This is a genomic window from Hoeflea sp. (assembly GCF_039975035.1).
Lineage (GTDB): Bacteria > Pseudomonadota > Alphaproteobacteria > Rhizobiales > Rhizobiaceae > Hoeflea.
In genome coordinates this window covers 1-13,785 of record NZ_JBDWHW010000020.1, presented here as the reverse complement: position 1 = coordinate 13,785, position 13,785 = coordinate 1, and the positions used below count along the sequence as shown (strand labels likewise).

Genomic DNA, 13,785 nt, shown 5'->3' with positions numbered 1-13,785 from the left:
TGGAACAGCCGCATATTCCCCGATATCGATCCGCTGGTTGTGTCGAAAAATGATCGCGTAAGGGTGCGCGTCGGCAACCTGACCATGACGAACCACCCGATCCACATGCACGGCTATGATTTCGAGGTAACCTGCACGGATGGTGGATGGGTGCGGCCTGAAGCGCGCTGGCCGGAAGTGTCGGTTGATATTCCGGTCGGGGCAATGCGGGCTTATGAATTTGACGCCAAGCATCTGGGTGACTGGGCAATACACTGCCACAAGTCTCACCATACGATGAACGCCATGGGGCACGATGTGCCGACCTTCATCGGTGTCGACAAGTCCAAGGTCACCAAGAAGATCCGGATGGTGCAGCCCGAATACATGCCGATGGGTACGAACGGCATGGCTGATATGGCAGAAATGTCGATGGAGTTGCCCGCTAATACCATTCCGATGATGGCCGGATGGGGGCCTTACGGACCCTTGGAAATGGGCGGCATGTTCTCCGTCGTCAAGGTCCGCGAAGGCATTTCTGCCGGCGATTACAGTGATCCCGGCTGGTACGAAAACCCTCCCGGAACCCAGGCCTATGAGTGGACCGGCGAATTGCCGGAGTTCGCCAAGGCCGCAGACGCATCAACATCGATCACCCTAAAGCCGCATAGCGGCAAAACCTAAGCACAAGCTCACCAACCAACCTGAAGGAAACACAATGAAATTTGTTACAAGCAGTGCACTTTCGCTCCTCCTACTCGGCACAACCGCATTTGCGGCAGGAACCCATGGTGGTGGACATGACGACAGCCAGATGGCTGTCGGTCAGCCCGGCAAAGCATCCGAGGTCGGGCGGACAATCGAAGTGGTCATGAAGGAAACCGACGACGGTGAGATGCTGTTCGAACCCAAAGAAATCAAGGTTGAGAAGGGCGAGACAATCCGTTTCACCGTGATGAACAAGGGTGAACTCGAGCATGAGTTTGTTCTCGACAATCATGAAAATGTGATGACGCACAAAGCTGCGATGTCGAAGATGCCCGAGATGGAACATGACGATCCCAATTCAGTACGTCTCGACTCAGGCATGGATGGCGAAGTGATCTGGACATTCTCGAATGCAGGTCCCTTTGAGTTCGCCTGTCTGATTCCTGGTCACTATGAATCTGGAATGAAGGGCGACATCACCGTCGCCGGCCACTGATCCAACGAACCGTTTCCGACACAAACAAAGGTAAAACAAATGCGAAAACTCACAACACTCATGATTGCTGCCATGATTGCCGTTACCGGCAGCGCTGCAGCTTTTGCAACCGAATACACCAAAGGCACCGTCAAGAAGGTCGACATGAAGGCCGGCAAGGTCACCATCATTCATGAGGAACTGACCAATCTCGATATGCCTGCCATGACCATGGTGTTTCGCACCGCCGACCCGGCCATGCTGGAGAAAATCAAGGAAGGCGACGCAATCGAATTCGTTGCCGACCGGGTGAAGGGCAAACTGACCGTCGTTGAGCTGAAATAACGGCCAATAAACAAGTTGCGGGGAGTTGGCGCTTCCCGCAACTCCTTATCTGCGGTCGCGCTGTTCACAACCATGTTCGGTCAATTGGGATAAATGATCTCACATGAAAATCTCCCGTCGTCGCCTGCTCGCCGGTTTCTCTTGCGGTGTTTTGACCTCTCAACTGCCGAGCCTGTCACTCGCGGAGTCTGAAGATGATATGTTTGATCTCGTTGCCGGACCATCCAGGCAGCGGCTTTACCTGCCCGATGCGCCTTCATCGGAGCTTTGGACCTACAACGGTTACGCACCCGGGCCAGAAATCCGGGTGAAAAAGGGCGAGCGTGTCCAGGTTCGCTTTACCAACAAGCTTGAGGAACCGACATCTGTCCACTGGCACGGCATTCGAATTGAGAATTCCATGGATGGCGTTTCCGGGCTCACCCAGAAACCGGTCGAGCCCGGCGATTCATTTTTGTATGACTTTGTTGCGCCCGATGCAGGCACCTTCTGGTACCACGCCCATAACAAAAGCTGGAACCAGGTCGCGCGCGGCCTTTATGGACCACTTATTGTTGATGAGGTTGAGCCCGTTTTCGAGCGTTCAACCGACATTACGCTTGTTCTTGATGATTGGCGGCTGGCGGGCGAAGGTGTGCTGGACGTTGCGAGCCTTGGATCGATGATGGAATGGGCGCATGGTGGGCGTCTGGGCAACTGGCTGACCGCGAACGGCCAGAGCCGTCCGGTGACTGACATTGTCCGCGGCCAGACCTATCGCCTCCGGCTCATCAATGCGGCCAATGCACGTGTCTTCGAAATTGATCCAAACCGTTTCGGCGCAACCCTCATCGGCTTTGATGGCCAATCATTCACCGAGCCTGCCAAGCTTGATTATGCGCCACTCATGCTGGGGCCAGCCCAGCGCGTGGATTTGATGGTCGTGGCCAAAAGCGATTTCACCATTGAGGAAGTCTCGGGGGACACGCCTTACCCTATCGCGGGATTCTCGGTCAGTGATTCTGAGACCACGGAAGCGTCGAGATCCGACATAAAGCTGCAGCCCAATGTTCTGCCCTCAGCTGACCTCGCCAAGGCCCGACGCATCCGCCTGCAAATGACAGGCGGTGCGATGGGAGGCATGATTGACATCATCTACAAGGGAAAAAAGCTTCAGGGAGATGATTTCCGCACCGCAAGACAGGCCTGGGCCTTTAACGGAGTGGCCAATCTCGCCGAGGAACCGTTTTTCGAGGCCCGTCGGGGCGAAACCATTCTTATTGAAACCGTAAACCGGACCGCCTGGGTTCATGCCATGCATGTCCATGGTCATCATTTCCAGATTCTCGACAGATCCGGATCTGATGTCGATGAGGGCAAACCATGGCGGGATACGTTTCTGATCGGGCCAGATCAGACGACCGAGATAGCATTCGTGGCAGACAATCCCGGCAAATGGCTGTTCCATTGTCATATGCTCGAACATGCGGCGGCCGGCATGAACACTTGGTTTCAGGTAACCTGATCCGAAATCCGCCGTTTCGGAGAAGGCAGTGCCGTTGGTCTTTGTCTTCTTCGCTTGCCGCTGGTTCAATCACACGTTGGCGAGATGGACGAAGATCCGCTTCAACAACGAACTAGGTCCTGTCGTTCTTGGTTGTAATGGGGCAACAACGCGAGCGTCTGTAGTTTTGACCGCTATCCAAATGTGCGGATAGCCGCGTATTTAGACCACAACTAGAACCCAACGGAGAAACATCATGGCCACATCAACCAAAACACGTGTCGCCGTCAATGGATATGGGGTCATCGGCAAACGGGTTGCCGAAGCTGTGACGCGTCAGGATGACATGATATTGGCGGGTGTGTGCGATGTCACCACCGACTGGCGCCTGCATATAGCCGCAGAACGGGGCTATCGCCTGTTCGGTGCCACTCCCGACAGCGCGGCGGCCATGCGCACGGCTGGACTGGCCATCCGGGGCGGACTTGACGACCTCCTGGCGGTATCGGATATCATAGTTGATTGTACACCCAAGAAAATCGCGGCGCAAAATATCACGACCTATCGGCGGCAAGGCGTCAAGTTCATCCTTCAGGGTGGCGAAAAGCACGAGGTAACGGGGCATTCTTTCGTGGCGGAAGCCAATTTTGCCAGCGCGGTAGGGCGCGATGCCACACGCGTGGTCTCGTGCAATACAACCTCGATGGTGCGCACGCTCACCGCCCTCAAGCAGGCAGGGTTGCTCCGCAAGGCGCGCGGCACACTCCTGCGCCGCGCGACCGATCCCTGGGAAAGCCATTTGGGCGGCATCATGAACACTCTGGTGCCCGAGCCAAACATACCAAGTCACCAAGGGCCGGACGCGCAAAGCGTCGATCCGGAGCTTGACGTTGTGACCATGGCGGTCAAGGTGCCTGAGACCTTGGGCCATCTACACTACTGGTCGGTCGAACTCACCAGGCCGGTCGGCAAGGACGACATCCTAGACGCCTTCAGGACCTCCTCGCGCATCGCGCTTATCCGAATGGATTCCGGCCTTTCTGCACTCAACGCCGTCAAGGAGTGGATGGCCGACCTTGGACGGCCGCATGGTGACCTCTATGAAGTGGCGTTGTGGGAGGACATGCTCACGGTGCAGGGCAATGAGCTGTTCTATGCGTATATGGTTGACAATCAGGCGATTGTCATTCCCGAAACGATTGACGCCATCCGTGCGCTTACGGGAATGGAGAAAAACGCGTCGGCATCGATTGAAAAAACCAACAAAGCCTTGGGAATCGGCATATCTCTGACAGGGCGCGGTGCGGGAGGAAATGCACACCTGTAGCGATGGCAGTGGCCTCGGTATTTTCGCCGGGAACACCGCGTTGTTTGGATTGCTACAGCGCTTTGGACGCCCTCTACCCAATGCTTGAGTCAGTGGGGTGACATTTTCAAGCCATGCTTTGACTTGCGATGCAGGAACTGACGGTTTTTTGTCGAAGACTTGCCAATTTTGAATATGCATTGGTCGAAGAAAGCCGCCAGAATTTTGTAGCGGCGACGTCCAGGTTCAAACTCATCCAAAGAGCTCCGGACATTCGCGCGCGCATTTGTTGGTTAGGATAATGTAGACAAGATGCAGTGTTGCCAATCCTGCCAGAAGGCAGAAGAACGAGATGTATGCGAATTGCAGGAACGCGAAATCGACAACAACAACAGCTATCAGTGTCAGCGCAAAGTGGCGCACATGCTTGTAGTACGACAGAGCTGGTGGCAAAATGATCAGGGTCACGTAGATCATGTTGGTCAGCCAGCGCGGCATCATGAAGTCGAGCCACATCGACTTTTCATAGGCTAGGGACTGGTTGTTGATTTCGACCACGACCATGCTGCTGTTCAGCCCGTGGGGGATATAGAGCAAGAGGCCAAAGCCCAGCCCGATCAGAGACATGATTAGAAACATGCGCTTGCGGGGGCTATCGTTCGGTTCCAGAGCATAGACTGAAAAGGGAATCCAGACCGGCCACATGAACCATGTGAAAAAGATGAACCCCATCGCGCCCCATAGGACTGTGAACGGATCGTCTCCAGTCATGCCCAACCAAACGCTTCCCTCCATAAACTGCTGCAATCCGGCAAAAAGCGGCATCAAGGCGATCGGAAAATATCGTTTATTGCGGCGCCAGGCGACGACGGAAATTGCTGTGCCTCCCCCGACAAGAAAGACGCTGGCGGCAAAGCTTACCGGAGCGGACAGACACATCAAATGGCCTTTCTGAGTGAAATTGTTACCCGACTAAAGCCGGTGCAAGCCGGCGATCTCAAATCAGCGTGCTTAAATGCCCCAAGCATAATTGGGAAGCCGCCCAATATTGACCGAAACTTGACCTAAACCCTCGATGTTCGCCAAAGCAACTCTGACTGCGGCCTCTTCGGCGTCGGATGCGGCAACACCCCAAACATCTACACGTCCACCTTCGACCACCACATTCAGTTGGGCAATGCTCAGCCTCGGCGCTTCGGCTAGCGCGCCCAATATTATATCGCGTTTTTCCTGATCATCAGAACTGGACTCAAGTCTGATCACCGGTACTGCTGCCATCGCGTGCAACAGGTTTGCCCGACTTACGATACCGACCAGTTTACCATCATCCAAGACTGGAACCCGCTTAAAATGCTTTTTCTCCAGTAGTCTCGAGATCTCTCCGACCGGCATATCGGAAGGTATGGTCACTACATTTGTGGTCATAATATCTTTGGCACGGCGACCATGAAGGGCAACATATTCAGATGCCTCCAAGTCCGGGTTGGCAAAAACGGATAGCCACCAGGATCTGTGTTTTTCGACGGCACCTTCTACCCTTCGCATCAGATCACCTTCACTGACCAGCCCTACGACCCTACCTTTTTCAACGATGGGAACTGCACTGATGTGATGCTTCATCATCAGGGTAGCGATCTGTTCCACGGACGTATCTCGCTCGGCAGTAATTACTTTGTTTGTCATAATATCATGCGCTTGCATATCGTCTTCCTTTTCATGCTGCGGTCACTATCGCCTACATCCCGCCTGTATGGGCGGCGTTTCCGTGTTGTAATATTGGTGTCATCTCGCATGAAGTCTGCCTGTTCGCAGCTGGATTGCATCATGCGGAGGGCCATAGCGTCATAGGGCAATTCGTGTTCCCGCACCTCCGTTGAGCAATTGGACTGCGTCTTGCAATCGTCCAATGGCGGCGATTTTTTTGCCTGTAACAAAACCGGCCGCGGCCGAGAGTTTGGGCGCCATGGACCCAGCCGGTGCATCGAGAAGTCGCGCTTCATCCGGTGTAACAACCGGAATAGCGCGTGCGGTATCCGTGCCGAAGTCGCGGTATACCGCATCGACATCGGTCAAGAGCAATAGGGCATCTGCACCAAGCGATGTTGCAAGAAGAGCACTGGACGCATCCTTGTCTACCACTGCCTCGACGCCCATCAGGCTTCCGTCGGCCCGACGCAGCACCGGGATGCCGCCGCCGCCGGTGCAGATGACAATGACGCCTGCCTCCAATAGAAGCTGGATGACTCGCGTATCCGGGATTTCGAGTGGCTTGGGTGAAGCAACGACGCGCCGCCACCGATCACCGTCTGGCGCAATTGCCCAACCGCCGGCCTTTGCCAACGCCTCAGCCTGCATCTGTTCGTATACCGGCCCCACAAACTTGGTTGGTTTGCCAAAAGCCGGGTCATCGCCATCCACGATCACCTGCGTCAACAAAGTTGCCACTGGCCTGTCATGATTCAGAGCGTTTTCCAGTTCCTGTTCGATCAGATAGCCGATCATCCCAGCAGTTTCTGCCCCCAGAACGTCCAGTGGATAGGCTTCGTCGGGCTTGTAGGCCGCACCCTGCAAAGCCAGCAATCCAACCTGCGGGCCGTTGCCATGGGTGATGACCAACCGGTGTCCGGCGCGCACGATACCGGCCAGCGCCACAGCGGCGGTTGCCACATTGGTACGCTGCATGTCCGCAGTCAACGGCTCGCCCCGGCGTAAAAGGGCATTGCCCCCCAAAGCTGCGACAACCAGCATCTCTAGCTCCCCAATGTGGCGACAAGAACGGCCTTAATCGTGTGCATCCGGTTCTCAGCCTGGTCAAAGACAATCGATGCGGAGCTCTCAAACACTTCGTCCGTCACCTCCATCGCAGAGATGCCGAATTTTGCCTCGATGTCCTTGCCGACAGCGGTTTCGGTGTTGTGGAACGCAGGCAGGCAATGCATGAATTTGGCGCGCGGATTGCCGGTCTTCTGCATCACGTCGGCGTTGACCTGATAGGGCATCAGCAACTCAATCCGCTCGGCCCATTTTTCCTTGGCCTCGCCCATGGACAGCCAGACATCGGTATAGACAAAATCGACGCCCTGGACGGCCTTGTCCACATCATCGGTGAGTGTGATCCGAGCGCCGGTCTCAGAGGCAATAGCCTGCGCTTCCGCTTGGATCTCTTTTGTGGGCCAGCAGGCCTTGGGCGCACAAAGCCGCACATCCATACCCATCTTGGCCCCACCAATAAGCAGACTGTCGCCCATGTTGTTCTTTGCGTCACCCAGAAACGCGTAGGATATTTCGCGCATCGGCTTGTCACTGTGTTCCGACATGGTCAGAAAATCAGCCAGGATCTGCGTTGGGTGAAATTCGTCCGTAAGGCCATTGTAAACCGGTACACCTGAAAACTCGGCCAGCTGCTCGACGATCTGCTGACCGAAACCTCGATATTCGATGGCATCATAGACCCGGCCCAGCACGCGGGCGGTGTCCTTGACGCTCTCCTTGTGGCCGATATGGCTGCCCGATGGTCCGAGATAGGTGACGGTCGCACCCTGATCGTGCGCCGCCACTTCGAACCCGACGCGGGTTCGGGTGCTGTCCTTTTCGAAGATTAGCGCAATCTCCTTGCCCTTCAGCCCCGGCTGTTCGGTGCCTGTGTATTTAGCGGATTTCAGATCGGCAGAAAGTTTCAGCAGAAACCCGATCTCGGCGGGGCTGAAATTACGCAAAGTCAGGAAACTGCGGTTCTTGAGGTTAAAGCTCATTGTGTAATCCTTTCACGTGGTCATTCGGCATCGCGGATGGTAGGGCAGCTCATGCAATGGCTGCCGCCCCGGCCACGACCAAGTTCGGCGCCGGGGATCGCCAGAACCTCGATCCCGGCGGCCTTCAACGCTGCATTGGTATCGTCGTTGCGGTCATAGCCGACGACGACGCCTGGCCGCAGCGCCAGCACATTATTGCCGTCGTTCCACTGTTCGCGTGACCGCTCGGCCTGGTCATGGCCGCCGGTGGGAACAACTGTCAGTTTCGGCAGATGCAAAACCTCCGCAACCACCTCGAACAGGGGCCGGTTGTCACGTCGGAATTGAAGCGGCGCCTTGCCCTCGGCTGGACGCAGATCGAAACAGGTTATTTCGTCGGCGACCTCTTTGAAACTTGTCACCACATCGCCGCCGCAAAGCGTGAACACAGTGTCCAGATGCATGGCCGAGCGGCTCTTTGGCAACTGACAGGCAATCACACGCTCTGCTACGCCTTTGGCAAACAGCGCCGTGGCCAAAAGGCCGATGCCCTGTGGCGAGGATCGCTCGCCCATGCCGATCAGCACAGTTCCATTGCCCACCGGCATCACGTCGCCGCCTTCGACGGTGGCAAGCCCGTGATCCACCGTCGGATTGCCCCAATGCACTGTGGTCTTGTCTGCAAATTTAGGGTGGAATCGGTAGACTGCGGCGGTCAGCAATGTTTCGGGCTTGCGCGCGGGCCAAAACATTGGGTTCAAAGACACGCCGCCATAGATCCAGGCGCTGTTGTCGCGGGTAAACAGAAAGTTGGGTAGCGGTGGCAAAATGAAGCCGTGCGCCCCCAAATAGCTGCCGAACAGACCGGACGGTTCAAACGGCAGGTCGCCAACTTCAAGCCCGCCGATTAGATGCTCGGCCAGCTTTGAGCCCGGCAACTCGTTCATCCAGGCCCGAAGTTCGTCTAGCATCCCGGTGCCAACATCATTAGTGCTGATCCGGTGGTCCAGCACCCAGGCCCGAGCTTCCGGAATATCCAGAACCTCGGCAAGCAAGACGTTCACATCCAGAACCTCGATGCCTTCGCTGCGCATTGTTGTTGAGAAGACATCGTGGTCCTTCTGCGCCTGCTTGACCCAGAAGACATCGTCAAACAGCAGCGATTGTGCATTCGAAGGCGTCAAACGGCGATGCGCAAGGCCGGGGCGGCAGACAATAACCTGCCGCAACCTGCCGGTTTCGGAATGAACGCCAAGAGCGTGGGTTGTCATGTCGAAAACTCCAATTATATCATAGGATTGCGGCGATGCTGAGCACAGCCGAGATAAAGATCGTCAGGATCAGCAGAAGCGGCCACACAAAAACAATCCAGCGGTCATAAGGAACGCGTCCGATAGCCAGCCCGCCGATGACCACGGCCGACGTCGGCGTGATCAGGTTCACCAGGCCGCTGGCCGATTGATAGGCGGTGACCACCAGATCGCGGGAAACTCCGGCGAAGTCTGCAAGCGGTGCCATGATCGGCATCGACAGAACTGCGAGGCCCGACGAGGATGGGACCAGAAAGCTCATCGCGACCTCGATCCAGAACATCAGGTTGATGAAGGCCAGTTCCGGCAACCCACCTACGGTTTGCGCCGCGCTGTTCAAAATCGTGTCGGCAATCAGGCCCTGTTCCATTATAACGACGATGCCGCGGGCTAGACCGATGATCAGTGCCACACCCAGAAGGTCGCGTGCGCCATCGACAAAGTTCGCGGTCAGGCGCTTCTCGCCCATCCGCGCAATCAGCCCAATTAGAATGGCCATGCCCAGGAATAGCGCACCCATCTGCGCCATCCACCAGCCTTGCGAGGAAACCCCCCAGATCAACGCTACAAAAGTCGCCGCGAACAGGATCAGGATCACCGATTGCGTGCCGCTGAGCCGGTCCGCCTCGGTCTCATTACCGCCGGACAGAAAGGCCTGTTTGTTACCGTCGGCCTGGGCTGCAACGACAGAACGGGCCGGATCAGCCTTCACCCGCATCGCGTAGCGCATGACGTAGGCCACACAGATCGCAAGCCCGCCGAGCAGCAATACCAAGCGCACAACCAGACCATCTGTAAATGCCACACCCGCCGCGTTTGACGCGATCACGGTGGCGAAGGGATTGATCGTGGAACCCAGCGTGCCTATCCCTGCGCCAATCAGGATGATCGAAACCCCGGTCAGCGCGTCGAACCCTGCAACCATCATTACCGGGATCAACAGCGCATAGAAGGCCAGCGTTTCCTCGGCCATGCCATAAGTGGTGCCGCCAAGGGCAAAGAGCGACATCAGGATCGGGATCATCCAGACCTCGCGCCCTGTCATTTTTCGCATTGCAGCCCTGATCCCGACATCAATTGATCCGGTGGCGTTAACGACTCCCAGAAAGCCACCCAGAAACAAAACGAATAGCGCCACATCGATGGCGTTGGCGGCATAGCTGTCCGGGTTGTAGAACCCTGCCGTCGGGGCGAGCAGGACATCAAAGAAGCCTTGAGGATTGGCCTCGACAGTTTTGTAGGTTCCTGCCACGGCGACTTCACGCCCCACGGCATCGTTCATCAGGCGGTCATATTTGCCCGCCGGAATGATCCAGGTCAGAGCAGCCATCAAAATGATCAACAGAAACAAAATCGTATAGGCGGTCGGGAACCGTGTCTCGTGACTTTTATCCAGTGGTTCTGTTTTGGCTGGTTCGGTTGCCATTTCTCTATCCTTTGTGATCAATGCGTTTGCTCGGGCCCGACCGTAACGCCGGAAAAAAGGCCGGGACGCGCCGGGCATAGTCCTCGAAGACCGTGCCAAACCGCTCGCGGGTTTCCTGCTCCTCCGTGCGGGCCAGGCGGGCGTACATCCAGATCAAGAAGGGATACATCGCCAGTGTCAGGAGCGTCGGCCACTGCACCAAGAATCCGGTCAAGACCAAGACAAAGCCCGCATATTGTGGATGGCGCATGCGGGCATAAAGCCCAGTCGTGGCGAGTTCGCCTTTGCGCTGAGCGGCATACAGTACTGGCCATGCGGCGGAAATCAGCCAGAAGCCGCCGCCGATCAGCACAAAACTGAGAAAATGGAACGGTCCGAAATGCGGATTTGCCTGCCAGCCGAACATCATCTCTGGCAGATGTCCTGCATCGTGCGAGAACCAGTCGACGCCAGGATAGCTGGTCTGCAACCAGCCCGACAGCAAATAAATGGTCAGAGGGAAGCCATACATTTCGGAGAACAACGCCACCAGGAAGGCGCTGAACGCACCAAAGCTGCGCCAGTCGCGGGTGGTCTGCGGCTTGAAGAAGCTGAAGGCAAAAATGATGAATATGGCAGCGTTGAGGAAGGCAAAGAACCATAGACCGTATGAGGAGGAGACATCGCTCATGACTTATCGCCACCGTGCTTGCCGCCATGCCCGCCTCCCCCGTGGCCACCATGCATGAAGAAGTGCATCACGATAGAGCCAAGCAACAAGGCGACAATCAGGCCATTACCCGTAAAGATATGGAGGCGGTGTTCAAAACCGAGCAGTACTGCCGCGATCGCCAGAAATACGATCAATGTGGCGCCAACGCGTGACTTCCAGAAGCTTGGCGCCGGCGCTGGTTTGTGCTTTGAATGGTCAGGGTCGGTCATCCCAAATTACCTCCCCATACAGAGGATGCGCTCTGTTCATGTTCGAAATCCGTACTCCCGTGCGGGCAAGATGACCAACTACTAGCACTGAAATTCATCCTCAATTTCTCCATTTGCGTGGCACAACAAATCCGATTCAACGGTTCCTGTATCAGATAGACGCCGACAGCAGCCGAACCTTACAGATAGTCCGACAGGCAAAGCCACGCGGTGACGGTGACCTGTTCTCTGAGATGTTCTCATCCTTAGGGTAGCCGGTACCTAAAGAAAGGAGTCAGGCAATGAAGCGATCACGGTTCACCGAAGAACAGATCATCGGCATGACGCGAAATGGAGGAGGAGGGCTGCCAACCTCCATGCCGCTTGCGTACGTCGGCCGGCAAGGGAAGCTGGCGCCGCGCCTGGCTGTATCTGACGATCCCGGCACAAATGCCAGCTTGCCAGCCGCGCCCTTGTCCTGCCTTGCTCTTCGCGGCCTCCGGGTCCCGCCCCCAAAACTGAGGGCACGGAAACCTGAACAGAGGACCGCACGAGACGCGGAGAGTGAATGGAAAAAGCTGAACTTGAAGAGCTGAGGGGAAAAGTTGCCTGCGGGGCCGTGCTGGAAACCGCCGGCTTTGCCGTCGATCTGAAGGAGAGCACTCGAAACGCGGTCAAGTACCGCCGCAGCGACGACATTATCATCGTCATTCATGACGGCAAGGGCTGGTTCGATCCTCTGTCGGACGCCAAGGGTGACGTGTTCCGCCTTGTTGAACATCTCGACGGACTCCCGTTTGCCGCCGCCCTCTATGTCGTCGCCGATCTCATCGGCTTCACGCCGTCCGTGCCCGCCTGGACCCGTCATGCGAAGGAGCGGGCGCCGGACCAGACGGTCGCGGAACTCTGGCAGAACCGCCGCAAGCCGTGGCGTGGGTCGGCAACATGGCGCTATCTGCGCGACCAGCGCGGCATACCCGAACCGGTTCTAAGGCAAGCCATCGCGCTGGATATCCTTCGCGAAGGCCCGAGAGGCAGCATGTGGGCTGGTCATATCGACGAGGCCGGTCGCATCACCGGCTGGGAGGAACGGGGTCCGGAGTGGCGCGGTTTCGCGACCGGCGGCGCCAAGGTCCTCTTCCGGTTCGGGCCCGCCGATGCGCAGCGGCTTTGCGTGACCGAGGCGGCGATCGACGCCATGAGCCTTGCCGCGATCGAACGCCTGTCGCCCGGAACGCTCTATCTCAGCACCGGTGGCGGCTGGTCGCCATCGACCGAGGCTGCGCTACGTGGGCTTGCCGCTCGCTCCGATGTCCTGCTGGTCGCGGCCACCGACGCCAACAGCCAGGGCGAGACATTTGCCGAACGCCTGCGGGTCCTCACTGAGGAGGAAGGCTGCAACTGGCAGCGGCTCAGGCCGCACTCCGATGATTGGAACGCCAGTCTAACAAAGGAAGGATGAGAAAGAAGAGAGAGGAGGAAGAGGGCTGCCGCATGCCCGCCATCCGCCTCAAGGGTGACGCTTCGCCCGGCTGACGCCGGCCCTTGACCCGGCCGGACGGGGAGGCGGCCGCGGGAAGGGGTCCGGAAGGGCTGAAGAAGACGGTGATGCCGAAAGGGTGCGCCGCGCTCCAGCCCGTGACAGGCCTCGAAGGAGCCCGCCATGACCTCTCCCATCCGCAAGATCTATTTTGGCGTCACCGACCGCCACCAGATGTTCCGTCTCTTCGATCGGCACGCCCAGCGGCCCAATCGCTGGCGGTCCGACGGCAGCGCGCTTTATACCGGCGAATGGTTCGAAATCGCCCGCCCCGAACACGACTACATGCTCGAAATCCTGCCCCCGTTGTGGATGCGCGGCGAGATGTTCGCCATGCGCGAATTCCTGACCGGCAGCATCACCAGCGTCTTCTACACGCTCAGCATCAATAGAGTGACGCGGTTCTTTCACGCCTATTGCGATCTTGCAGATCCACGCTCGCCGTACGAGATGCGCGACGCGATTGTCGAGCGCGAACGCTGGCCGGTCAAGGCGATGACCCGCGAAGAACGGATCGAGCACATCTGGAGTGCCACGCAGGACGACTATCGAGGCTATGCCGGCGAGGCCTTCCGGCCCGAG

At 57.2% G+C, this 13,785-nt stretch carries 15 protein-coding genes; 7 read left to right on the top strand and 8 right to left on the bottom strand.

The window, feature by feature from the left end; translation table 11 throughout:
* The 5 genes from ABJN75_RS01620 to ABJN75_RS01600 form a co-directional block, all read left to right on the top strand.
* A partial coding sequence (locus tag ABJN75_RS01620) for a multicopper oxidase domain-containing protein (protein ID WP_348436209.1) occupies positions 1–663 on the top strand: 663 nt, incomplete at its 5' end.
* A gap of 34 nt (positions 664–697) precedes the next feature.
* The gene (locus ABJN75_RS01615; RefSeq protein ID WP_342870898.1) at positions 698–1,183 is read left to right on the top strand and encodes a cupredoxin family protein; all 486 of its coding nucleotides are present in this window, start codon (positions 698–700) and stop codon (positions 1,181–1,183) included.
* Between the two features lie 39 nt (positions 1,184–1,222).
* Positions 1,223–1,507 (top strand): copper-binding protein, encoded by a 285-nt coding sequence (locus ABJN75_RS01610; protein WP_348436206.1) that lies wholly within the window; start codon positions 1,223–1,225, stop codon positions 1,505–1,507.
* Between the two features lie 199 nt (positions 1,508–1,706).
* Positions 1,707–3,011, top strand: a complete 1,305-nt coding sequence (locus ABJN75_RS01605) for a multicopper oxidase family protein (protein WP_348436204.1) — start codon at positions 1,707–1,709, stop codon at positions 3,009–3,011.
* 235 nt (positions 3,012–3,246) lie between these two features.
* Positions 3,247–4,317: a type II glyceraldehyde-3-phosphate dehydrogenase gene (locus ABJN75_RS01600; protein ID WP_348436202.1), complete on the top strand. Its 1,071-nt coding sequence runs from the start codon at positions 3,247–3,249 to the stop codon at positions 4,315–4,317.
* A gap of 231 nt (positions 4,318–4,548) precedes the next feature.
* On the opposite strand, the gene ABJN75_RS01595 is transcribed toward ABJN75_RS01600, so the two are convergent.
* From ABJN75_RS01595 to ABJN75_RS01560, 8 genes are all read right to left on the bottom strand, one after another.
* A complete protein-coding gene (locus ABJN75_RS01595; RefSeq protein WP_348436201.1) occupies positions 4,549–5,235 on the bottom strand; it encodes a DUF6629 family protein in 687 nt (228 codons plus the stop codon).
* Positions 5,236–5,307: 72 nt separating this feature from the next.
* Positions 5,308–5,997 (bottom strand): CBS domain-containing protein, encoded by a 690-nt coding sequence (locus tag ABJN75_RS01590; protein WP_348436199.1) that lies wholly within the window; start codon positions 5,995–5,997, stop codon positions 5,308–5,310.
* A 141-nt stretch (positions 5,998–6,138) separates the two neighbouring features.
* A complete protein-coding gene (gene arcC, locus ABJN75_RS01585) occupies positions 6,139–7,044 on the bottom strand; it encodes a carbamate kinase (RefSeq protein ID WP_348436197.1) in 906 nt (301 codons plus the stop codon).
* A 2-nt stretch (positions 7,045–7,046) separates the two neighbouring features.
* Positions 7,047–8,048, bottom strand: a complete 1,002-nt coding sequence (locus ABJN75_RS01580; RefSeq protein ID WP_348436195.1) for an ornithine carbamoyltransferase — start codon at positions 8,046–8,048, stop codon at positions 7,047–7,049.
* Positions 8,049–8,068: 20 nt separating this feature from the next.
* A complete protein-coding gene (locus tag ABJN75_RS01575) occupies positions 8,069–9,298 on the bottom strand; it encodes an arginine deiminase (RefSeq protein WP_348436193.1) in 1,230 nt (409 codons plus the stop codon).
* Positions 9,299–9,317: 19 nt separating this feature from the next.
* Positions 9,318–10,763, bottom strand: a complete 1,446-nt coding sequence (locus ABJN75_RS01570) for a YfcC family protein (protein WP_348436191.1) — start codon at positions 10,761–10,763, stop codon at positions 9,318–9,320.
* A 4-nt stretch (positions 10,764–10,767) separates the two neighbouring features.
* Positions 10,768–11,433, bottom strand: coding sequence for an isoprenylcysteine carboxylmethyltransferase family protein (locus tag ABJN75_RS01565; RefSeq protein ID WP_348436189.1), 666 nt, complete (start codon positions 11,431–11,433; stop codon positions 10,768–10,770).
* The gene (locus ABJN75_RS01560) at positions 11,430–11,684 is read right to left on the bottom strand and encodes a DUF2933 domain-containing protein (protein ID WP_348436187.1); all 255 of its coding nucleotides are present in this window, start codon (positions 11,682–11,684) and stop codon (positions 11,430–11,432) included. The genes ABJN75_RS01565 and ABJN75_RS01560 overlap by 4 nt, the downstream gene beginning before the upstream one ends.
* Before the next feature lie 547 nt (positions 11,685–12,231).
* Here ABJN75_RS01560 and ABJN75_RS01555 point away from each other — a divergent pair.
* Both ABJN75_RS01555 and ABJN75_RS01550 read left to right on the top strand, forming a co-directional pair.
* Positions 12,232–13,125, top strand: a complete 894-nt coding sequence (locus ABJN75_RS01555) for a DUF3991 and toprim domain-containing protein (protein ID WP_348436185.1) — start codon at positions 12,232–12,234, stop codon at positions 13,123–13,125.
* 201 nt (positions 13,126–13,326) lie between these two features.
* Positions 13,327–13,785 (top strand): DUF1419 domain-containing protein (locus ABJN75_RS01550; protein WP_348436183.1); only part of this gene is annotated, 459 nt, incomplete at its 3' end.